Origin of the sequence: Flagellimonas ulvae, assembly GCF_049333175.1 — a bacterium.
Lineage (GTDB): Bacteria > Bacteroidota > Bacteroidia > Flavobacteriales > Flavobacteriaceae > Flagellimonas.
In genome coordinates this window covers 1,103,010-1,125,344 of the sequence record NZ_CP186325.1, presented here as the reverse complement: position 1 = coordinate 1,125,344, position 22,335 = coordinate 1,103,010, and the positions used below count along the sequence as shown (strand labels likewise).

24 protein-coding genes are annotated in these 22,335 nt (G+C 38.5%); 11 read left to right on the top strand and 13 right to left on the bottom strand.

Annotation, left to right across the window (positions count from 1 at the left end; translation table 11 throughout):
• Positions 1-13: 13 nt before the first annotated feature.
• Positions 14-973: a glycosyltransferase family 2 protein gene (locus ACOKFD_RS05135; protein ID WP_422860261.1), complete on the bottom strand. Its 960-nt coding sequence runs from the start codon at positions 971-973 to the stop codon at positions 14-16.
• A gap of 42 nt (positions 974-1,015) precedes the next feature.
• A complete protein-coding gene (locus tag ACOKFD_RS05130) occupies positions 1,016-1,537 on the bottom strand; it encodes a DUF4199 domain-containing protein (RefSeq protein ID WP_422860260.1) in 522 nt (173 codons plus the stop codon).
• Between the two features lie 156 nt (positions 1,538-1,693).
• Here ACOKFD_RS05130 and ACOKFD_RS05125 point away from each other — a divergent pair, with 156 nt between their 5' ends.
• Together ACOKFD_RS05125 and ACOKFD_RS05120 are read left to right on the top strand one after the other, a co-directional pair.
• Positions 1,694-1,963: a type B 50S ribosomal protein L31 gene (locus tag ACOKFD_RS05125; protein ID WP_298999206.1), complete on the top strand. Its 270-nt coding sequence runs from the start codon at positions 1,694-1,696 to the stop codon at positions 1,961-1,963.
• Between the two features lie 80 nt (positions 1,964-2,043).
• Entirely contained in the window at positions 2,044-3,219 is a 1,176-nt protein-coding gene (locus ACOKFD_RS05120) for a GlmU family protein (protein ID WP_422860259.1), read from the top strand.
• Between the two features lie 74 nt (positions 3,220-3,293).
• Here ACOKFD_RS05120 and ACOKFD_RS05115 read toward each other — a convergent pair whose 3' ends face one another.
• Together ACOKFD_RS05115 and ACOKFD_RS05110 are read right to left on the bottom strand one after the other, a co-directional pair.
• The gene (locus ACOKFD_RS05115) at positions 3,294-4,148 is read right to left on the bottom strand and encodes a hypothetical protein (protein WP_298999204.1); all 855 of its coding nucleotides are present in this window, start codon (positions 4,146-4,148) and stop codon (positions 3,294-3,296) included.
• Between the two features lie 88 nt (positions 4,149-4,236).
• Positions 4,237-4,821, bottom strand: a complete 585-nt coding sequence (locus tag ACOKFD_RS05110; protein WP_422860258.1) for a Crp/Fnr family transcriptional regulator — start codon at positions 4,819-4,821, stop codon at positions 4,237-4,239.
• 153 nt (positions 4,822-4,974) lie between these two features.
• Here ACOKFD_RS05110 and mtaB point away from each other — a divergent pair, with 153 nt between their 5' ends.
• The gene (mtaB, locus tag ACOKFD_RS05105; RefSeq protein ID WP_422860257.1) at positions 4,975-6,303 is read left to right on the top strand and encodes a tRNA (N(6)-L-threonylcarbamoyladenosine(37)-C(2))-methylthiotransferase MtaB; all 1,329 of its coding nucleotides are present in this window, start codon (positions 4,975-4,977) and stop codon (positions 6,301-6,303) included.
• A gap of 46 nt (positions 6,304-6,349) precedes the next feature.
• Here mtaB and ACOKFD_RS05100 read toward each other — a convergent pair whose 3' ends face one another.
• Complete coding sequence (locus tag ACOKFD_RS05100; RefSeq protein WP_298999201.1) at positions 6,350-6,643, bottom strand: GNAT family N-acetyltransferase; 294 nt, start codon at positions 6,641-6,643, stop codon at positions 6,350-6,352.
• 159 nt (positions 6,644-6,802) lie between these two features.
• Between ACOKFD_RS05100 and ACOKFD_RS05095 the strand changes: the two genes are divergently transcribed.
• The 4 genes from ACOKFD_RS05095 to ACOKFD_RS05080 all read left to right on the top strand — a co-directional run bounded on the left by ACOKFD_RS05095 (position 6,803) and on the right by ACOKFD_RS05080 (position 10,374).
• Positions 6,803-7,480, top strand: coding sequence for a YqiA/YcfP family alpha/beta fold hydrolase (locus tag ACOKFD_RS05095; protein ID WP_422860256.1), 678 nt, complete (start codon positions 6,803-6,805; stop codon positions 7,478-7,480).
• Positions 7,481-7,506: 26 nt separating this feature from the next.
• Positions 7,507-8,466: a lytic transglycosylase domain-containing protein gene (locus ACOKFD_RS05090; RefSeq protein WP_422860255.1), complete on the top strand. Its 960-nt coding sequence runs from the start codon at positions 7,507-7,509 to the stop codon at positions 8,464-8,466.
• Positions 8,467-8,616: 150 nt separating this feature from the next.
• A complete protein-coding gene (locus ACOKFD_RS05085) occupies positions 8,617-9,456 on the top strand; it encodes a helix-turn-helix domain-containing protein (protein ID WP_422860254.1) in 840 nt (279 codons plus the stop codon).
• 12 nt (positions 9,457-9,468) lie between these two features.
• Positions 9,469-10,374, top strand: coding sequence for an amidohydrolase family protein (locus ACOKFD_RS05080; RefSeq protein ID WP_422860253.1), 906 nt, complete (start codon positions 9,469-9,471; stop codon positions 10,372-10,374).
• Between the two features lie 43 nt (positions 10,375-10,417).
• On the opposite strand, the gene ACOKFD_RS05075 is transcribed toward ACOKFD_RS05080, so the two are convergent.
• Both ACOKFD_RS05075 and ACOKFD_RS05070 read right to left on the bottom strand, forming a co-directional pair.
• Positions 10,418-10,960, bottom strand: coding sequence for a DUF2892 domain-containing protein (locus ACOKFD_RS05075; protein WP_422860252.1), 543 nt, complete (start codon positions 10,958-10,960; stop codon positions 10,418-10,420).
• A gap of 4 nt (positions 10,961-10,964) precedes the next feature.
• The gene (locus tag ACOKFD_RS05070; RefSeq protein WP_422860251.1) at positions 10,965-11,864 is read right to left on the bottom strand and encodes a DUF6263 family protein; all 900 of its coding nucleotides are present in this window, start codon (positions 11,862-11,864) and stop codon (positions 10,965-10,967) included.
• Positions 11,865-12,003: 139 nt separating this feature from the next.
• Here ACOKFD_RS05070 and rpmH point away from each other — a divergent pair, with 139 nt between their 5' ends.
• Both rpmH and carB read left to right on the top strand, forming a co-directional pair.
• On the top strand, positions 12,004-12,162 hold the full coding sequence (gene rpmH / locus ACOKFD_RS05065) for a 50S ribosomal protein L34 (protein ID WP_082433296.1): 159 nt from the start codon (positions 12,004-12,006) through the stop codon (positions 12,160-12,162).
• Positions 12,163-12,263: 101 nt separating this feature from the next.
• Complete coding sequence (gene carB, locus ACOKFD_RS05060; RefSeq protein WP_422860250.1) at positions 12,264-15,116, top strand: carbamoyl-phosphate synthase large subunit; 2,853 nt, start codon at positions 12,264-12,266, stop codon at positions 15,114-15,116.
• 662 nt (positions 15,117-15,778) lie between these two features.
• Here the strand turns inward: carB and ACOKFD_RS05055 are convergent.
• Positions 15,779-15,985 (bottom strand): GIN domain-containing protein, encoded by a 207-nt coding sequence (locus ACOKFD_RS05055; protein ID WP_422860249.1) that lies wholly within the window; start codon positions 15,983-15,985, stop codon positions 15,779-15,781.
• 239 nt (positions 15,986-16,224) lie between these two features.
• Complete coding sequence (locus tag ACOKFD_RS05050) at positions 16,225-17,517, bottom strand: serine hydrolase domain-containing protein (protein ID WP_422860248.1); 1,293 nt, start codon at positions 17,515-17,517, stop codon at positions 16,225-16,227.
• Between the two features lie 208 nt (positions 17,518-17,725).
• Here ACOKFD_RS05050 and ACOKFD_RS05045 point away from each other — a divergent pair, with 208 nt between their 5' ends.
• Together ACOKFD_RS05045 and ACOKFD_RS05040 are read left to right on the top strand one after the other, a co-directional pair.
• Complete coding sequence (locus ACOKFD_RS05045; protein ID WP_422860247.1) at positions 17,726-18,811, top strand: sensor histidine kinase; 1,086 nt, start codon at positions 17,726-17,728, stop codon at positions 18,809-18,811.
• Entirely contained in the window at positions 18,804-19,508 is a 705-nt protein-coding gene (locus ACOKFD_RS05040) for a LytR/AlgR family response regulator transcription factor (protein WP_422860246.1), read from the top strand. Before ACOKFD_RS05045 ends, ACOKFD_RS05040 begins: the two co-directional genes overlap by 8 nt.
• 19 nt (positions 19,509-19,527) lie before the next feature.
• Here ACOKFD_RS05040 and ACOKFD_RS05035 read toward each other — a convergent pair whose 3' ends face one another.
• From ACOKFD_RS05035 to gndA, 4 genes are all read right to left on the bottom strand, one after another.
• Positions 19,528-19,986: an SRPBCC family protein gene (locus tag ACOKFD_RS05035; protein WP_422860245.1), complete on the bottom strand. Its 459-nt coding sequence runs from the start codon at positions 19,984-19,986 to the stop codon at positions 19,528-19,530.
• Positions 19,976-20,308 (bottom strand): ArsR/SmtB family transcription factor, encoded by a 333-nt coding sequence (locus ACOKFD_RS05030; protein ID WP_422860244.1) that lies wholly within the window; start codon positions 20,306-20,308, stop codon positions 19,976-19,978. The genes ACOKFD_RS05035 and ACOKFD_RS05030 overlap by 11 nt, the downstream gene beginning before the upstream one ends.
• Positions 20,309-20,395: 87 nt before the next feature.
• Complete coding sequence (locus ACOKFD_RS05025) at positions 20,396-20,899, bottom strand: DUF1569 domain-containing protein (RefSeq protein ID WP_422860243.1); 504 nt, start codon at positions 20,897-20,899, stop codon at positions 20,396-20,398.
• Positions 20,900-20,908: 9 nt separating this feature from the next.
• Complete coding sequence (gene gndA / locus ACOKFD_RS05020; protein WP_422860242.1) at positions 20,909-22,318, bottom strand: NADP-dependent phosphogluconate dehydrogenase; 1,410 nt, start codon at positions 22,316-22,318, stop codon at positions 20,909-20,911.
• Positions 22,319-22,335: the final 17 nt, after the last annotated feature.

Here is a 22,335-nt window from a genome sequence, read left to right as displayed (position 1 = left end):
CGAAGATTCTGGTTTAGGAACTTTCCTTCAAGTTAATTTTATCGGCAATGGTATATCTGGTATCATTTTTACGGGAACGTACCATGATTTCTCCCAAAAAACCAGCTAAAAAGAATTGTGTCCCGATAAGCATTGCGGTAAGTGCTATGTAAAATTGAGGTCTATCGGTTATTAGGCGGCCAGTTTTATTGATAAACAGTTTATCAATGCCCAAATAAAGCGAAAACCCGAAACCTACAATGAACATAAGTACTCCTAAAGCTCCAAACAAATGCATGGGACGGCGTCCAAATTTAGATACGAACCATATGGTGATCAAATCCAAAAAACCATTGATAAAACGTTCCGCACCGAATTTTGTGTTACCATATTTTCTGGCTTGATGTTGCACAACTTTTTCAGTGATTTTCCGAAACCCCGCATTTTTTGCCAACACTGGAATGTAGCGGTGCATTTCGCCAGATACTTCAATCGTTTTAACAACATCACTACGAAATGCTTTTAAACCACAATTAAAGTCGTGTAATTTTAGCCCCGAGGTTTTACGGGCAGCCCAATTGAAAAGTTTGGAAGGTATGTTTTTGGTGATTACAGAATCATATCGCTTTTTTTTCCAGCCAGATACCACGTCAAAGCCTTCATTTTGAATGAGACCGACCAAATCTGGAATTTCCTCCGGATTGTCTTGTAAGTCGGCATCCATCGTGATGACCACATCTCCTTCAGCTGCCTTGAATCCTGCATGCAAGGCTTGCGACTTGCCAAAATTTTTTAGAAAACGTATTCCGCGAACATTGTTGTTCGCTTCGGTGAGTTCTTCAATAACATCCCAGGAACCATCCGTGCTGCCATCATCTATGAATAGTATTTCATATAAAAAATGATTGGATTGCATCACTTGTACAATCCAATCATGAAGTTCGTTAAGGGATTCCTTTTCGTTAAGTAAGGGAATTACAATGGAAATCTGCATTGTTCAATTCTGGAATTCCCTTCAAAAGTAGCATTTTTTGACTTAGTAGGCGGGCTTTGCTTTTTTGAAAATTAACCCACCAATGAGTCCTACAACCAAACCTATTACTGCTTGGATAATCAAGATTACGGGATACGCAATCCATGCAAACTTTTTCTGCATTTCAATTCCTTGATCAATTTGTTCTGCGGTTAGATTGGGATTGTCATTTAATGCTTTTTGTCTTCCTATTTCGTATACTTTATCCATATAATCAGGCTCAATTACGTTGGATAGCACAAAAAAATAGATAAGACCTATTACCGCAGCTACTATGGCAATACCTGTACCCAGTTTTAGGGCATCACTCATTATAAGATAGCCTCCATTTGCTTTTCTGTATTGTGATATTCCAAATAAGACCACCACGGCAAGAATTGCTATCCCGATTAACTGAATGGGCAATGTTTGTTCATAATGAAGTCCTTGGCTCATTAGCATTACATTGAATACTATGGAGACCAAGCCCAATATGCCTCCAAACTTGAGGGCATATTGTCCTGTTTTAGGTTGATTTTCTTCCATTTTTTTGAAATTTTTAGCGTTGTTTCGAGAGGTTAGTGAAACAAAAAGTAGTTTTGTTACATTGATAAGATAGAATTTTTCTTTTTTATGCCTTTTGAGTTGTTGGTAAAAAAGAAATGATTAAATTTGCACCCGGAATTTTTGAGATTACAAATCATGAGAAAAGATATACATCCATCGAATTATAGATTAGTGGCTTTCAAGGATATGTCAAATGAAGATGTGTTTATTACCAAGTCCACTGCTGAAGCTAAGGAGACCATTACCGTAGATGGTGTTGAATATCCCCTGATAAAGTTGGAAATCTCTAGAACTTCACATCCTTTCTACACTGGTAAGACGAAGTTGATTGATACTGCTGGTAGAATCGATAAGTTCAAGAATAAGTATAAGAAATTTAGCAAGGAAGAGAAGAAAGCTGAATAGATGTTTTCTCTACAGATAAATGAAATGCCGCTGAAACTCTCAGCGGCATTTTTTATTTTTGAATCACTGAAACATCAACCATGAACTATATCCTTTCAGATGGGAACCATAGAGATTCCTTCTTGCCTTTTACCTTTACAAGACCTGTAGCTGACTTAAGAATCGGAATCCTTACCATCAAGGAAAAGTGGGAAAAGCATTTGAATGAGCGGGTAAGCTTCAAAACGGAATCCTATCTATCCGAAAAGTTTCCCTTAAAAGTAGCCTCGGAAAATATAGTGATAATCGGGAATGTACTTCCAGATACAGACTTGACTCAAAGGATAGCTCGATTGAACCCATCTGAAGCACTTTATCTCAATGAACAACTGATTGCCTATAATACGGCAGACCCATCTTTGCAGTTTGACGCTTCGGGATATCAAAGAGTTGAATGGGAGGAGTCCACCCTCATTATTGATCATATTTGGGATATATTTTCTAAAAATGGAGAAGCACTGCGATCAGATTTTGAATTATTGACCCAAGACAGGAAAAGCCAACCTTTATCCACCACAAACCAAGTAATTAATCCAGAACATATTTTCTTGGAAGAAGGAGCTAAGGTTGAGTTTAGTATTTTAAACGCTTCTTCAGGTCCTATTTATATTGGTAAGAATGCCGAAATTATGGAAGGCTGTATTGTGCGCGGTGGATTAGCTCTTTGCGATAATGCTGTCCTCAAAATGGGAGCCAAAATATATGGTCCTTGTACTTTTGGTCCCTATTGTAAGGTTGGTGGAGAAGTTAACAACTCCTTGCTTTTTGCGTATTCTAACAAAGGGCATGAAGGGTTTTTGGGCAACTCTGTTTTAGGAGAATGGTGCAATTTGGGAGCTGATACCAATACTTCCAACCTTAAAAATAATTATGCCGAAGTACGACTGTGGAATTATACAACTGAAGGCTTTGCTAGAACTGGACTTCAATTTTGCGGCTTAGTTATGGGGGATCATAGTAAATGTGGTATTAATACCATGTTCAATACAGGAACGGTTGTTGGTGTAAGCGCCAATATTTTTGGAAGTGGATATCCCAGAAATTTTATTCCGAGTTTTACTTGGGGAGGGGCTTCCGGGTTTACTACATATCTTACCAAAAAGGCCTATGAAGCCTCCACAGCGATGATGAAACGCAGAAAAGTCGAGTTTGATGATGTCGAAGAAGGGATTCTCAACCATGTTTTTGAGTTGACCAAAAAGTGGCGAAAAGACTAATGCCAAATCATTGTATCATAACAGTATGAAAAAAAGCTCCTAATTAGGAGCTTTTTTTAGATATATGAAAGGCTTTAATTCAAAATAAAAGCAGCCAGCTTTCCATCCAGCATTTGCGGAACCAAAAGAACACTTCCTTTTTCCAAGTATTCTATATCTGCAGTGCCTGGATTTATTTGCTTCAAGTTATTTACCTCACCTTTGGAGTCAACAAAAGATATTTTGCCCGAAATCCAATCAGAAACTATGAAACCATTTTTATAACGGACAAGTCCATCCAGGTTTCCAAAAGAACCAGTCACTTTTTTTATTGAATTATCTAGTAGGTCCAAGGAAATCAATGCGCCTGGAACATCTGTGCCAAATGTTTCTGGATTAGTGACAACACCCCAAGTGGCAATATATAGTAGGTTTCCATCCAATTTTAGACCATTAGGGTAATCTAACTTTTCATCTTTTATCAAAAGCTCAATGGTATCCTCTTCAATCTTATAAATGGCATTTCCTCCGAAGGTATCGGAAATATAAACCGTACCCGTTGGGCCAATCTCGATATCATTAAGGAAAGTAGCTCCTTGAGCCTCATACCATTTTTCTATTGAGCCTGTTTTTAGATTCACCATACCTACACGATCAATATCGGCTACATATAAATAGCTATCAAAAATTCCAAGACCTTTTGGAGCGTTGAAACCTTCCACCCATTTCAACTCCACAATTTTACCGTTAGCATCTAATTGGGTAATAAATCCCTTTCCATTTTTTTCACCAGGTTGACCCGATACGTTGGAAATGTAATACGCTCCATTGTGGTAAACCACTGATTCTGGAGCTTCCAATGTTTTTACTTCCCATATTTTTTTAAGGTTTTGCGCCGTAATCCACTGGGTCGAAAAAAATACCATTAAGGCAAAAACTATTTTCTTCATCTTATTTGTTTTTATTTAAAATTTGGTGGTAAAACTAGTTGGCCTATGGATGGAAAAAATTGACCTATGGTAAGAAATAAAGACAGAGCTAGTCTTGGTTTTTTGAAATGCGTTTTTTCCGTAATCGACTAAGACTCTCTGGCGTGATTCCAAGGTAGGAGGCGATTTGATAATTTTTAACCCTTTTTTCGATGTCTGGATAAATCTTTATAAATTGAGAATAACGCTCTTGTGCAGTAAGGTTGAGAGAAGATAAAATGCGTTTTTGGAATGCTGCAAATGCGTTTTCAAGCTGGAGTCTAAAATAGCTCTCTATGACAGGAATGGTTTGGAAAATCTCTTCTAAATCGCTTTTACGAACCCTCATTAACCTGCAATCTTCCATACACTCGACAAAAAAGATTGATGAATCTTTTTTGTAATAAGCCAAATAATCACTTACCCACCAATTTTCTACTGCAAACTGCATCGTATGTTCCTTCCCGGAGGAATCTATCAAGTAAGTTCTCAAACAACCGTTTAAAACAAAATATTGATGTTCAATTTTTTGATTTGGTTGAATAAGGAGATGGTTTTTAGTATAGTCACCGGTTTTAAAAATATTGATAAAAACATCAAAATCCTTCTCTTTAAGTTCTGTTTGGCGGTTGATATGTTGAAGTAAGGGATGCAAAAGGGATGTTTGCTATAAATGTAAATTTATGGTATTTGAAATATATCATTTTCTAATGATAATCACCTTGGATTGATATCAAAACTGAATCCAGTGGGGTATTGATAAATATATTGAATGTGTATCTTTGAACCCTCAAATTGAAGCAGTTAAATGAGTAATAAAGTTGCTTTTTATACGTTAGGGTGCAAACTCAATTTCTCTGAGACTTCTACCATTGCTCGAAGTTTTGAAAATGAGGGTTTTGATTGTGTGGACTTTTCGGAAGAAGCGGACATTTATGTTATCAATACGTGTTCCGTAACCGAAAACGCAGATAAACGCTTCAAAACTATTGTAAAGCAATCCCAGAAGTCCAATACAGATGCATTTGTTATTGCTGTAGGATGCTATGCGCAGCTAAAACCAGAAGAATTGGCCGATGTGGACGGGGTGGATTTGGTATTAGGAGCAACGGAAAAGTTCAAAATCACAGATTACCTAAATGACCTCACCAAAAATGATAGGGGAGAAGTACATTCCTGTGAAATTGACGAAGCGAATTTTTATGTAGGCAGCTATGCCATAGGCGATAGAACCCGAGCATTTTTAAAGGTTCAAGATGGCTGTGACTACAAATGCACCTATTGCACCATTCCACTAGCTCGTGGAATTTCTAGAAGCGATACTTTGGAGAATGTATTAAGTAATGCTGCCGAAATATCTTCAAAGGGAATCAAAGAAATTGTACTTACTGGAGTAAACATTGGTGATTATGGGAAAGGTGAGTTCGGTAATAAAAGACATGAACACACTTTCTTGGACCTGGTTAACGCATTGGATGAAGTAGAGGGTATCCATAGGCTTCGCATCTCATCCATTGAACCTAATCTATTGAAAAACGAGACGATCGACTTTGTAGCTAAAAGCAAGACGTTTGTGCCTCATTTCCATATACCATTGCAGAGCGGGAGCGATGCCATATTGCGGTTAATGAGAAGAAGGTATTTGACCAATTTATATGTGGAACGCATTGCTAGAATCAAAGAAACTATGCCTCATGCATGTATAGGAGTGGATGTAATTGTTGGTTTTCCAGGTGAGACGGATGAACATTTTTTGGAAACCTACAATTTTCTCAATGAATTGGACATTTCCTATCTCCATGTCTTTACCTATTCCGAAAGAGACAATACTTTGGCAGCTGAAATGGATGGAGTGGTTTCTAAAAATGTACGAGCCAAGCGAAGTAAAATGCTCAGAGGGTTATCGGCTAAAAAGCGCAGGGCTTTTTATGAAAATCAATTGGGAAGCATCCGGACCGTTTTGTTTGAAGGAGAGAATAAATCAGGATATATTCATGGTTTTACAGAAAACTATGTGAAGGTAAAAGCTCCTTGGGACCCTGAACTGGTCAATACCTTGCATGAGGTGGAGTTGACTCAAATTAGTGAAGATGGCCTTGTACGATTTGAGTTTGTTGCTCAAAACATTATGGCATAAAAAAACCTCTCAAACTTGAGAGGTTCTTAATTCTTTTCAAAACATATTAGATACGTATCCCTACGGGAAGCATCTCTTTGTATTGTCTGTTCTTTCTTAAGAAACCTGCAATGTGCGGACTTGTAGGTACAACCCTTAGGTTTCTTTCTTGAATTTGGTGAAGAACTTCTTTAATGAAGGATTCTTTGAAGCCTTCTTCGGTAATTTCTTCTGGAATAACCAGCTTCGTCAAGAAGACTTTGCGTTCTTGAGAAGAATATTCAATTTTTGCTAAGTGGCCATCCACTTGAGTTTCGAATTGACGCAAGAAACTATTGTCCTTAACTTCCATTTCTGTCATATAGTTCTGTTTTAAATTGGCTTTACGCAACTGACTTACTACGAGGTAAATAAAATTTAAGCTTTTGCAAGATGTATAACAGCGGGGCTATTGCACAAAGGGATACAAAATTAGTCAAAAAATCCTTAATTTCCTAGCCAATTCGATAATTGGTGAGAAATGCCCGACAATAAAATCCATGTATACCTTATGCCGGGAATGGCGGCCAATTCATCCATTTTTAATAGCCTCAACTTACCTCAAAACCAATTTGAAACCCATAAGTTGGATTGGTTTATACCTCAAAAGAGAATGAGTCTTCAGGATTATGCAAAGCAGATGCTGAAACAGGTACATCATGAGAACCCAGTTTTGCTTGGGGTTTCTTTCGGAGGTTTATTGGTGCAAGAAATGGCGAAAATGGTACCATATAGAAAGGTGATAGTTGTTTCCAGTGTAAAGTGCAAAAGCGAAATGCCAAGAAAAATGATTTTCGCAAAGTACACCAAGGCACATAAGTTGCTTCCTACAGGAATGGTTACCAATATAGAGGTATTGGCAAGATATGCTTTTGGAGAAACCGTGACCAAACGTTTGGAACTCTATGAAAAATACCTATCAATGCGAGATAAAAAATATATAGACTGGGCCATAGACCAAATGGTCAATTGGGAACAAACAAAACCGTTACCCAATACGGTTCATATTCATGGCACCTTGGACAATGTATTTCCAATAAGCATCGTAAAGAATTGTATTCCAGTAAAAAATGGAAAACATGCCATGATCGTATATCGGACAAAATGGTTCAATGAACATCTTCCCGCAATTATTTTAGAAGAAGGGAGTTCTATATAGTATCTTTATTGAAATTAAAGGAGGATATGAAATACATAAAGAATATATTGGCAGGTATTGGATTATTGGTAGTAGCAGGCAGCTTGATTTTTGCCGTACAATCCACTCCCGAGGAAAAAGTGGCTTTAGAAAAGGCAATTATTTTAGATAAAAATGTGAGCGATGGTTACCAAATCAGTGCAATTGAAATACCGGACGACCTAAACTTTGCAGGAGAAGCTGTGCCATTGGAAGATCCTGAAATTCTAGAACGTGTGGACCGAGAGTTTTTGGTAAATACTTATTGGCAATCCAATGCTATTCTTTTGATGAAAAGAGCCCATAAATATTTTCCAGTTATAGAACCTATTCTTGCCAAAAATGGCATTCCGGATGATTTTAAATATTTAGCTGTGGCCGAAAGTGGTCTTCAAAATGCTGTTTCACCTGCTGGCGCACGAGGATTTTGGCAAATATTGAAAACTACGGGTAAGGAATATGGCCTTGAGGTCAATTCTAATGTAGATGAACGCTATCATATTGAAAAGGCGACCCAAGTTGCCTGTGATTATCTAAAAAAATGGAAAAGTAGATTTGGCAGTTGGACTTTGACTGCTGCGGCCTATAACGCAGGACCTGGAGGAATTCAAAAATACATGCGCATTCAAAAAGCTGATGATTACTATGACCTCTTATTAGGAGAAGAAACCGGGCGATACGTATTTCGTATAATGGCAATTAAAGAGATTCTTTCCAATCCAGAAAAATATGGATTTCAAGTAGAAAAAAAGGATTTATACAATTCCGTGCCTACGTTTACGGTTGAGGTTGACTCTTCTGTGACCAGTTGGGCAGATTTTGCACACCTTTACGAAATCAATTACAAGATTTTGAAAAGACACAACCCATGGTTGCGCGAACCGCATTTGAACAACACTTCGGGTAAAACCTATGTGGTCGAAATCCCGAATAAGGGGTATTATCGAGAGACGAGTTCAGGACGATAAATCGGCAGAACCTCAAGATGGGAGGTTAGCAATTGCTAGTTCTTATCTGCTCCGGACTTCTTTTATCGGTTACTAAACCATTTTGATTTGCTAGAAAAGGATATTGTTTTTGGCTAAATATCTCAGAAATGTTCAGGTTTTTATAAATTTATGAAAGCCAGACAAATAACTTTGATACAAAAACTGTACATACCAAACAGTCATCAACTTCGACAGGTAATTAATTTCTTCAGTTATGTTGAATTTCAAGAAAGGGATTCATCCGAAGATTGGCTGTCCATCTTTCCCAATGCTACTACCAATATGGCGATTTGTTTGGGAGATAAAATGGAATTTCCAACTGGACATGGGGATAATGGAGTTTCTATAGTTTGTACTTCTATAGCAAACCTAAGGGTAGCTACTAAACTCCGTTTCGTAACAATCCAATTCAATTCCTACGGACTCTATGCATTTAAGGGAATACCTATGCATGAAATGTATAACTCACATGTGGATTTGGAAATGCTTTTCAAACCCAGCGAATGTGAAGTAATACGAAATGAACTTTCTGAATCGAACTCTACTGATGAAGTATTTGAAAAAATGGAAAGTTTTATGACAAACAAGCTTAAAAATAGTGTAATAGACCCACGCATGCCTTATTCAATTGCATTGCTTAGTCAAAATAAATATTCAATGGATGATGTCAGTGGAAAAATTTGTCTTACTCCTAGGGGGTTTAGAAAACTATTTTCAAATCAAATCGGTTTTTCCCCAGCATATTATAGAAAAATCACAAGATTTAATAGAGCGGCTTTTCAAATAAATACCTTTCATGGGTTGTCGTTAACGGAAATAGCCTATCAAAATGGATACTACGACCAATCTCATTTCATTAAAGACTTTAAGCATTTTTCAGGTATTTCATCCCGGAAATATCAAAATATAAAGGCAAAGAGTACCGATTTTTACAATTATAAATCTACGGACCCTGCTAACTTGGGCTAAAAATTCAACAACATGACCCCAAGAGTTTTAGTTCCAACTTTGATACTGCTGATTATAGTTTTTCCTTTAAGGTCACAAGAAAAATATACAGGTCCGATTATTGATATGCACCTGCACGATTATACAAAAGAAAGATATTTCCAGGCACCTGCACCTGATGGCACTATGTCACCGGAAAGTCTTGAGGATTATCATAAGGAGATGCTCAGGTTGATAGCAAAGCATAATATTGTGAAGGCAGTTACAAGTCCTCCGCTTGGATTGTTGGAGATGAAGAAAGAGGTTATTGTCCCGGGTTATCAAGCACATGCTCCTCCGAAAGATACCATTGCCTTTTTGGACATGATTAAGTCAGGAAAAATGAAGGTTTTTGGAGAAATTGGAGCTGTTTACGACGGTTACACGCTTTCACATCCTGATTTTGAGCCCTTTCTCGATATATGCGAGCGCTATGATGTACCAGTTGCCATTCATACTGGAGGTGGACCTCCTAGAATAGCATATATGTGCTGTCCAAACTTTCGGATGCAACTTGGAGATCCTTTTGAAATCGAAGACGTTTTAATCAAATATCCCAAACTACGTATTTACATGATGCACGCCGGCGAAGTTTTTTATGAACACGCCCTTAGACTAATGAAAATGTATCCTCAGCTCTATGTAGATTTAGGTGTTTTACTTTGGGTTGACCCTATAACCCAAGACTATGCGGAAAGTTTTCTTAGAAAAGCAAAAAATTATAACCTTGTTGACAGGGTATTATACGGTACAGATCAAATGGTATGGCCTCACGCCATTGAAATAAGCATAAATACACTTAATTCATATGACTTCTTATCGCTAGAAGACAAACGCAAAATCTTTTATGAAAATGCGATTCAATTTATGAATTGGGATACTAAAGATTTAGAGCCTTAAACCTTTTGCATCTGTCGATGCATCTTTATTTATATCGAAAGGATTAACGATACCTCGTTCTAGCCTGCTGTGGCCCCTTCTTCATCTGCTGCTGCATCATTTTAATCTGCTCGGTCAGCATATTATTTTTATCCAACTTTTTAGCATCCTGTAATAAGGTAGTTGCCTCACGTCTTCTACCTTTTTGCATGGCAATACCAGCTAAACTCAACTTTGCCATGGCCACATCGTAATCCATGGTCAATCCCAACTTTAAAGCTTTCTTGAAATATTTTTCAGCCTGGGTTAAATTCTTTTGGGAAAAAATAATGCCATGTAGGTAATTGTAATAGCCCTGTTGTTTTTTGATGAGGGAAGACTCAGGATTCTTAATCTTGGACAACCACTTTTGAGTGCCTTCCATATCCTGCTTTCGCATTCTTAAAAAGGCGAGTAGAATAATTTCATTTCTAAAATAAAGGAAAACAAAGATGAGGGACAGAAAAATCAAGGCTATGCCATTTCCAATATAGCCTTCTACAAACTGATAGCCTGCATATGCAATTATCAAAAAAGCTAAAACCAGTTTTATATTCTTATTGAACATAGGATTATTGTATTAGTTCGTAGGTAATTGTTGATTTGATTGAGGTTGGAATTTCCACATCACCTAAGTTGGCTACTTTTGAAATACCTTCCGCCAGACTTTCGCTTGTAACAGCCTTTATAAAACCATTTTCCGCATTGGTTGTTATAGAGGTTTGTTGGTTTCCAGCTAGAGCCATGGTAGTGCCATTTTCCACAGTATCCACTGTTATTTCGGATGTGCCCGAAATGGAGGAGCCATCTGCATCCAATTTTTCCAATGTCCAATTGTTTTTGGCTTTCAATTTGCCGTTAAATTCGTTGTTCCAAGTGTCACCGACCGAGACAAGCTCAGTAGGGTAAAAGTAGGTCATTTGTTCGAAGCTTTTAGCCAGCCCGTCAGAGCTAAACTCCTTACTTAATGATTCACGCATCAGATTCTTGGTAAAGTCGTCCGTAATGCCTGCTTTTGTTATCATATTTTCAACCAACTCATTTCCACCACTGACTTCTATGATTTTTCCATCTTTTTGCATAATCATTTCAAGCTGGTACCCGATCAACCCATTAAACATCTCAGACATTAGGTCCCCTGCTTCAGGTTCGGAAGCCTTTACATTGATAAGCACACCTTGTAGATTTGAGGTCGTTTTCATTCCAAAATCCTCAAAGGCCATTTCAATAATATAATTAGATGCTGTTTCTCCTGCTACTTTAAAAGTGAAAATGGCTTCCAAATCATTGGTTAGCTCATGTTTGGCGCCTTCCAGTTCTTGAATGATGAGCTGTTTGGCCTCTTGCTTTATCTTAAATGAATCATCTTTTTTTAAACTATAAGCTAGTTTTTGCTGCCCTAGGACCTGTATAGGTGAAAGACCAATTATACCTATAAGCATGAAAATGCCAAAAAATTTATTGAAATTCATGAAGTTTGTATTGATGCGACAAAACTAACACAAACATTTTTTAGAAACCATTTGTCGAAGTAAAAACTCTTCGTATATTTGCGCCCAGAAATTTTGGAAGCTTTTCCACATTTTTAAATCCTTATAAAAAAGTTCGGAAATGAAAAGAACGTATCAGCCGTCGAAACGGAAGAGAAGAAACAAGCATGGTTTTAGAGAGCGCATGGCTACTGCCAATGGCAGAAAGGTTCTTGCTCGTAGAAGAGCTAAAGGAAGAAAGAAATTAACTGTTTCATCAGAGCCAAGACACAAAAAATAATGTGCTGTCAATAACTTTTAAATTAAAGGTGCTACTTTCCAAGTTTAGCACCTTTTTTTTGACCTATTTTTAGCGATTGAAATACAACTAAGAAAAAAGGAATGCCCAAAAGAAACGATCTCAAGTCCATTTTAATTATCGGTTCTGGCCCAATTATCATAGGCCAAGCCTGCGAGTTTGATTATTCAGGAAGCCAAGCGTTGCGTTCACTGCGTGAAGACGGCATTGAAACTATTTTAATTAATAGCAATCCGGCTACTATTATGACAGATCCCTCAATGGCAGACCATGTGTACCTGAAACCTCTTAATACAAAATCAATTATTGAGATTTTAAAGAAACACCCAAATATTGATGCGGTTCTACCTACCATGGGAGGACAAACAGCATTAAATCTTTGTATTGAAGCGGACGAGAAGGGAATCTGGGAAGATTTTGAGGTTGAGATTATAGGAGTTGATATTGATGCCATAAACATTACGGAAGATCGTGAAAAGTTTAGGGAGTTAATGTTGAAAATCGGTATTGGAATGCCTCCGCAGGCAGCTGCCACTTCGTTTTTAAAAGGAAAAGAAATCGCGCAAGAGTTTGGATTTCCTTTGGTGATACGGGCATCTTTCACCTTAGGGGGTGCAGGAGCTTCCATTGTGCATGACCCCGAACTTTTTGATAATCAACTTAGCCATGCTCTTGAAGTGTCACCTATTCACGAGGTGATGATAGATAAGGCTTTGATGGGATGGAAAGAATATGAACTTGAATTACTTCGGGATAAGAATGATAACGTAGTCATTATCTGTACCATTGAAAATATGGATCCTATGGGGATTCATACCGGAGATTCCATTACAGTGGCTCCAGCTATGACCTTATCCGATAGAACATTCCAGCGCATGCGTGATATGGCCATTCATATGATGCGAAGTATCGGTGATTTTGCGGGTGGATGTAACGTACAATTTGCGGTAAGTCCAGATGAAAAAGAAGATATCATCGCTATTGAAATTAACCCAAGGGTTTCCCGTTCTTCGGCCCTGGCTTCCAAAGCAACCGGATACCCTATTGCGAAGATTGCTGCGAAATTGGCCATAGGCTATACTTTGGATGAGTTACAGAATCAAATCACAAAGTCCACATCCGCTCTTTTTGAACCTACTTTGGATTACGTTATTGTAAAGATTCCTAGATGGAACTTTGATAAGTTCGAAGGTTCGGACAGAACATTGGGGCTACAGATGAAATCAGTAGGTGAGGTAATGGGGATAGGACGTTCGTTCCAGGAAGCTTTGCACAAAGCCACTCAGTCACTAGAAATCAAACGAAATGGATTGGGTGCCGATGGAAAAGGATATACCGACTATGATAAAATCATTCAAAAACTAAAAGTTCCAAGTTGGGATAGGGTTTTTGTACTGTATGATGCCATTCAGTTGGGCATACCGTTAAAGACCATTCACGATATTACCAAAATAGATATGTGGTTCCTAAAACAATACGAGGAATTACACTATTTGGAGAAGGAAATATCTAAATACACTATTGAAACCCTTTCCAAATCCCTATTACTTGAAGCAAAGCAAAAGGGATTTGCGGACAGGCAAATAGCTCATATGTTGGATTGCTATGAAAGTGAGGTGCATAAGAAACGAACCAATCTGGGAATAAACAGGGTATACAAATTGGTGGATACCTGTGCTGCTGAATTTAAGGCGGTTACCCCTTACTATTATTCCACTTTTGAAGAAGAGATAGAAAGACCGGACGGAACACGATATGTTGCCAACGATAGCGATGTGACCGATCGTAAAAAAATTGTGGTGCTAGGTTCTGGACCCAACAGAATAGGGCAGGGGATTGAGTTTGATTATTGCTGTGTCCACGGAGTTTTGGCCGCTGCTGAATGTGGTTACGAGACCATTATGATTAATTGTAACCCAGAAACGGTATCCACAGACTTTGATACTGCAGACAAACTATATTTTGAACCAGTTTTCTGGGAACACATTTACGATATCATCCTTCATGAAAAACCAGAAGGGGTAATTGTTCAATTGGGTGGACAGACTGCTTTGAAACTGGCTGAAAAGTTGGATAAATACGGTATCAATATTATTGGGACCAGCTTTAAGTCTTTGGATTTAGCAGAAGATAGAGGCAGTTTCTCTACACTTTTAAAAGAAAACAACATTCCCTATCCGAGGTTTGGAGTAGCTGAAACCGCTGATGAGGCCTTGGAATTGGCAGAGGAACTGAATTTCCCGCTCTTGGTAAGACCTTCCTATGTATTGGGTGGTCAAGGAATGAAGATTGTAATCAACAAAGAAGAATTGGAATCTCATGTGGTGGATTTACTACGCAAGATTCCAAACAACAAATTGTTATTAGATCACTATTTGGATGGAGCCATTGAGGCAGAAGCTGATGCTATTTGTGATGGGGACGAAGTGAAGATTATTGGTATCATGGAGCATATTGAGCCTTGTGGAATCCACTCAGGGGATTCCAATGCCACCTTACCACCGTTCAACTTAGGTGAATTTGTGATGCAGCAAATTAAGGACCATACGAAGAAAATTGCGCTGGCCTTGAACACTGTGGGGTTGATTAATATTCAATTTGCCGTAAAAGACGACACCGTATACATCATTGAAGCAAATCCTAGGGCATCGAGAACGGTTCCTTTTATCGCGAAGGCCTATGGAGAGCCTTATGTGAACTTTGCCACTAAGGTGATGTTGGGCGAAAAGAAAATCAAAGATTTTGATTTTAATCCACATTTGGATGGTTACGCTATTAAACAGCCCGTGTTTTCATTCAACAAATTTCCGAACGTTAATAAAAATCTAGGACCGGAAATGAAGAGTACAGGAGAAAGCATTCTCTTTATTGATAGCTTAAAGGATGATGATTTCTATAATCTGTACTCAAGAAGGAAAATGTACTTGAGCAAGTAGCCTGATTAACTTAGTCTAGGTAACCACATGCCCATAGTAGCTGCAAAGGTACCTATGATTATTATCAAAGTGCATATCAGAATGATAAGTGTAGTATCAATTTGCAAACTAAGTTTTTTCGTTTTCCTTGCACGAATATGCATCTCGGCGATGGCCAAGGGCATCAAATATTGACCAAATCTAGGAAAGCTAGAAATGGACCTCTAAAGGTTACGGGATCAAAACCTACTGGGCCATTGTTTACCAAAAGCCAAAACATAAGCCCAATTTTAAAAAGTCACACGCCGCCCATCGCAAGGAATAATCGTAGTACCCATTCATTATGCGGTACAAAGTTTTTTTTGAATGAATTACTTGCAATGATTTCTGTTTTTGATAACCTGATTGTTCGTTTTTTGATTGATGAATGATGATTGATTGATGAATAAATGGCTGATTACTCTTTTTGTACGTTAACGATTTTAATATTCTTTATATCTCCACTGATATCCACAGTTCCATCTGACGAGTTGCTGTAAAACATGTACCCAAATTGAAGTTGTAGCTGCGCGGAACTGTGACCTCTTAGCTCTTAGTGTAATTCCTTACCTGAAATGACATTTTCGGATACGATAACACTGTACTCATCTAGTTTTAGACGATGAAGTGACCTAAGTTTTACTTTAACAACAACATTGTCTTTTTTTTCTAACATTTTTTCGAGTCTCTATTAGCAGGGTATCGTTTACCAAAGACGTCTTTACCGAATCGATTAGATGATTTGGAGCTTCTACCTGAATCTTATGCAAACTGTCTTGTTCCAGAATTATTCTCAAAGGTGCATTAGTTTTAATACCTTCAAATGAAACTGAAGTTCGGTCATGGCTCACCCTAATTTCATCAATGTACTTTTCCCTTCATCATTTTTCCAAATAGGCCATAAATGCTTCCTGAATCAAAATTTAAATCCACCGATTTAAGGATTGGGTGGCTTTTAGGATAATTAAATTGAAGTTGTTTACAGTTTAACATTATGGTGTGTTAGTTAACTAGAACACTACAAGCGTATAAAAAAATCACAACCCTCTAAGTTTTTCGAAAAAATGATTGTCAAGTATGGTACGTGGCGCTAACGCTGTTTGCTTATTTCGTGAAATAGTACTGATTCTTGTTTTGGCAAAGTTTTCAAAAAACAATTTGCTATTTTTCTCACCTCTTTGGCAAAAATTCCAAAATGTTCTGCCCGAGCATTGATTGATGCATCCACTACCAAGCCATAATCAGGAAATAGTACTAGAAAATTCATGGAACCCTTGCTCACACCACCATGGTGAACCATCCAAATGGGTTTTCCATCTATTAGGGATTCATTTTCATATTTGAGCCATGAACGCCATCCCAAGGCATATTCTTGTTGGTTAACCTTTCCGTTCGAAAGCCTAACAGGAGTCCAAAATTCCTTTTTGGTTTCCTTGGATAAAAAAGTGCTGTCTGCCAGCCATGCGCTTCCCATCTTGACCAAGTCAGTAGGAGTGGAGATAAATCCACCGCCCGCCCACTTGTAGCTAAGGTTGACATCGTGTCGTATGCCCATGGTACGGTATTCCCGATAGGAACCATCCGAGGTTTCATAAAAAGTGGCCAAGTGCTTTGTTTTGGGTTGGGAATGGTCGGCATAGGTACTCTTCATTTTTAAGACATCAAAGAGGTTCGCCCGCATGTAATCCAAAAAGGGCTGACCAGCAGCTTGTTCAAGAACAACGCTGGATAGGTTGATGTCGAAAGTGGAATAGGCAAAGTCTGAACCTGGTTTATATAACAAAGGATATCGGTCAAAGACCTTTAAGCCTTCAGACGCTGAATTGAATTGGTTGCAGTTGCAAAGGGTATATCTTCCTGATGCCAAACCAAAGTCTTCATAGTTTCCAACACCTGCGGTGTGACTTAGCAATTGTCTGAGTGTAAAATCCCATTTTTTGCGTGTCCAGTTCGTAATGGTGTCACCAATTACCGCGTCGAGTTTTAACCGGTCTTTATCCACTAATTTGGCTATACCAGTAGCTGTAATTGCTTTTGAGGTGCTGCCAATCCGGTACTGGGTCAAGGTGGTTGCTACAATAAGCTCCTCTACATTCGCATACCCTTCGGCGGCTGACCAAATTAACTTGCCGTTATGACCAACTGCTATGGAAAAGGAGGGAACATCAAGTCTTTTGCTTGCTCCCTGCAGATGTTTTTTTGCCTGTTGAATCGAGTTCTGATATTCCGGATTCGAAACTTCTTCCGTGATTGGGAATTGTACTTCAGGAAACTTAGTGAAGGTGCTGTAATAATAAATGCTCCAAGTGAGCCACAAAACGAACAGTGTTCCAGATACGAGCAATATCCTGCGGATGAACTTGGTGAGTTTCAATTTTTTCATACATCAAATATGAGGTGTTATGCCCTTGCCGAATTGAAAAATAGACCGTTGCCCAGTTAGTACCCCTATACAATTATTTCATGTAGTTTAATTGGATTCGTTGGCAATAAACCCGATTTCAACATCGGCAATTCAAGATTGGTCTACAATTGGAATTGTCACTGTGTTATTTGTTTACTTTTGAGTTTTAATGTCAGTGAATACTAAAATGAAAAAGCGAATACTGGATGAGGGAATCTCATCGCATGTACTGTTTTGGCTTATTCTATTATCCAGTTTCACCTTGATACAATTCTTTAAGGATGGTAATGACCAAAGCCTTTTGCTGCTAATGCTACAGAATTTGAAAAGACTACCTGCAATGCTTTTGGCGGTCTATGGGTTTAACTATTACCTGGTTCCTTCTTTTTATCGAGTTAGAAAATATATTCTCCTTACTTTGAGTTCCGTAGCACTTTTTTATTTTGCCAGTGCTTTTGACCGACTTGTGAATGTCTACCTATATGAACCTATTTTTCGTAAAGGATCCTTTTCACAAGAATCTGTTTTGGAAATTTTTACAGATGTGGACTCCCTATTCTTTGGTTATTTGCCTGCATTGCTTATGGCAACCTTTGCGATGACATTCACGAAAATGGCATATGAAAGAAATGAAATAGAACGCGAGAAACTTCAGTTACAAAGCGACAAAAACAAAGCAGAACTGGATGCCTTAAAATCACAAATACATCCGCACTTTCTTTTTAATACCCTGAATAATCTTTATGCCTTAACGGTTCAAAAGTCGGACAAAGCTCCTCGAATGGTGGAATCACTTTCTAATATGTTGGACTATATTTTGTATAAGTGCAATGAAAAGTACGTTCCACTTGAAAACGAGATTGAATTGATACAGAATTACATTGACTTGGAAAGAATTCGATTTGGTGACGATATTGTTTTGAATTGCAGAATTGACTTTGACAAAAGCAAACACCAACGACTACGAATTGCACCTTTGTTATTGTTGTCCATAGTAGAAAATGCATTTAAACATGGGGCGAGCGGTCAAGTGAAGCAGCCTGAAATTGATATTCATCTTTATCTTAAAGCCAAATTTCTCTATTTTGAGGTTAAGAATACCAAGGAATTGAATACTATGTCAGACAACACGGGCTTCACTAAAGGTATAGGGGTTGCCAATTTGAAACAGCAATTAGAGCGACTTTACCGCGATTACAGCTTTGAAAGTCGGGATATAGGGGATAGTTATAAGGTTAAGTTATATATAAACACCGCCTCGTCCAATGATTAAATGTATTCTTGTTGATGATGAACCGTTGGCCCGATCACTTCTGGAGGGGCACATTGCTGAAATTCCCTATTTAGAGTTATTGGGTTCTTTCAAGAATGCATTGGAGGCGAGTGATTTTTTAAACAAAAAGAAAGTCGATGTTGTTTTTTTGGATATTCAAATGCCCAAACTTACCGGTCTCGATTTTTTGGGTACACTATCCAATGCTCCCAAGGTTATCTTTACCACGGCCTACAGGCAATACGCTTTAGATAGTTATGAATTTGAAGCCGTGGACTACTTATTAAAACCAATTACTTTCTCTCGTTTTTTAAAGGCAATCAATAAATTGACCCATAGTGTTCAGAGTGTTTCGAAGGTTGAAATAGAAAGTCCTAATCCGGACTTTATGTTTGTTTCAAGTAATAAGAAGCAGGTTAAAGTAGTATTTGATAAAATATCACATATCGAGAGCTTTAAGGATTACATACGTATTCATTTGCCTAACGAATCCTTGGTAATAAAGGAACAACTTGGCAACATTCTAAAGGATTTACCCTCGCACTTTATTAGGGTACACCGATCTTATGTGATAAATTCTCGAAAAGTAACGGCCTACACCGCACGTGATATTGAAATAACATCCCTCGAGATTCCCATTGGTGGAAAGTACAAGGAATACGTCTTCGGCTATTTGAAAAACAATCTAAACCCTTAGGGTTTTAAGGTTTTCGCTTTTAACGATTTTGGAGAAACTCGTTCAAACGCTCAAACACGGAGCCCCATCCGTTGTAAAAGCCCATTTGTTCCTGTTGTTTGCAGTATTCCTCGGTTTCATGCACACAATGAAAAGTAAACTTGGTTTTTTCACCATCTGCTTCAAAAATTGAGTGGATTTTCACATTTTCGGTCATGGGCTTAAAGTTCGCGCTGGTTACAATTTTCTGATGATGTACAATTTCAGAATACACCCCGTCCGCGACAAACTCGTTTCCGTCTGGCATTTTCATGACATATTTCCAGCTTCCGCCTACTTCAAAATTATGCTCCAATACTTTGGTTTCCATTCCCTTTGGTCCCCACCAATTGGCAATGTGTTCAGGTTGGGTCCATGCAGCCCATACTAGTTCAAGAGGAGCATTGAAGGTTCTTTCCAGGGTTAGTGTTCGGCCTTTGGGTAGATTGTTATTGTACATTTTTATCCGATTTATTTTGTAATTGATTAAGGTAGTTTTCAAAAGAGTCCAGTTTTTCCTCCCAAAGATTACGGTATTGGTCAATCCAAAGAAAAGCCGGAATCAAGGCTTTGGGATTAATGATGCAGTAACGCTCCCTACCTTTTTGTTGAATGGAAATGATACCACATTCCTCAAGAACCCTAAGGTGTTTTGAAATGGCGGGTCTACTGATATCAAACTTTTCTGCCACCACATTCACGGTCATCGCATTTTGCGAAAGGTGTTGAATGATATCCCTTCGAACGGGGTCGGCTATGGCTTGAAAAACATCTCTTCGCATTATAAATGTAACTGAATGGTTACAAATATATATGTAATCATTTGGTTACACAAATATTTGAATATAAAATTGGAATGTATACTTTTATTATTCTGCTTCTAAGAGCCCAAATTGTTGAAGATGATGAAAGCAATGTTTGTAATGGCTACGTTCCCATTCCTCTAAATTCAAGGGACCAAAAATAGGATGGTTCTGTACCTCTTTTGCACTTGGGCGATTGGAATCGTAAAAGAACCCTATCTTTTTCTGAAGACCTTTAATGGCATCTTTTAGGCTTTCAAAGTACAATTCGGGTAAGACACCTCCTAGAATGGGGTTCCTAAAATTTTGTTTTGTCGGCAGGTTGCTCTTCAAGAATCTTTTATAAGCTTCAATTTTGTTTCCCGGGGTAGAGCAGGGCACTTGTATTATCCCAAGCGAAATGTCAAAAGTCCAAATCAAGTGCTCCACCATTTGCTGGGGACTCATTTTGCCCCAATTTGGTTTCAAGTCTTCATCAAGGTCCATCAGAATTGCTGTAAGCTGATTTACCAAGAATTCTTTCCGTGCAGGGTCATCATTGACTTCAAAAGGCATAGTCATTTTAGCCATAGGCACATTCTACTTTTCCCACTCCGTATGGAAAATACCTTCCCGATCTAATCTTTCATAGGTGTGTGAACCGAAATAATCTCGTTGTGCTTGAATCATATTTAGGGGAAGTCTGCTGCTGGTGTACGCATCAAAATAAGTCAACGCATTGGACAGCCCTGGAAGTGGTATGCCACTTGTGGCCCCGTAAGCTACCAGTTCACGGGTAGCAGCAACGGTTTCTTTTACCTTCTCTGTGAATGAAGGTGATAACAACAAGTTTGGTAAATCGGGTTGTGCTTTAAAAGCATCGGTAATATCTGCCAATAGCGCAGCTCGGATGATACAACCGGCCCTCCAGATTTTAGCGATTTCTCCCAAGTCCAGCTCGTAACCATATTCTTTACTTGCATCGGCTAATTGATGCATGCCTTGGGCGTAGGCCATGATAAACGCAAAATACAGGGCTTTTTCTGCTTTACTGGTCAATGTGTCTTTTACAACAGATTCCGGAGAGGGTCTATCATAAATTTCGTCGGCTTTGATGCGCTCATCCTTAAGAGCTGAAATCTCTCGCATGCTTACAGCAATATCTATTGTTGGGACTGGAATACCCAAATCCATTGCATTTTGGGAAGTCCATTTTCCTGTGCCTTTCTGTTTTGCCTTGTCCAAAATCATATCCACTAAGTCACCATCTGTCAAATCATCTTTCTGGGTCAAAATCTCGGAAGTAATCTCGACCAAAAAGGACTGCAACCTCCCCGAATTCCATTCTGCAAAGGTTTTATGCTGTTCCTCGTTGGTAAGCCCTCCGGCTTTTTTTAAAAGGTCATATATTTCAGAAGTCAGTTGCATTAATCCATATTCGATGCCGTTATGGACCATTTTCACATAATTCCCAGCAGACTTTGGTCCAAGGTATGCAACACAGGGCTCTCCTTTGTATTTTGCGGCAACCGCTTCAAAAATGGGTTTCACGTATTGGTAAGCATCCCTTGAACCTCCTGGCATTATGCTTGGCCCCTTTCGAGCACCTTTGGCTCCTCCAGAAACTCCCGCACCAAAGAAGTTGATGCCTTTCTCTTTTAAATAAGCTTCTCTTCTATCAGTGTCGGTAAAAAACGAATTTCCTCCATCAATAATAATATCACCTTCATCCAAATGAGGCAAAAGAGATTCAATAACAATATCCACAACTTTTCCAGCCGGTACCAAAAGCATGATTTTACGAGGCATGCTTAGGGCTTTCACAAAATTAGAAGCATCAACATCCGCATTGACCTTGGCGGTATCACCTCCTTCCTCTATCAGAGCATTCACTTTTTCCTTATCCAAATCGTTGCCAAAGGCAGTAAAACCATTATCGGCTACGTTGAGGATAAAATTTCTACCCATTACCCCTAAGCCTACTAGGCCAAAATCATAAGTATTTGCCATGCTCTATTTTTTGAGAT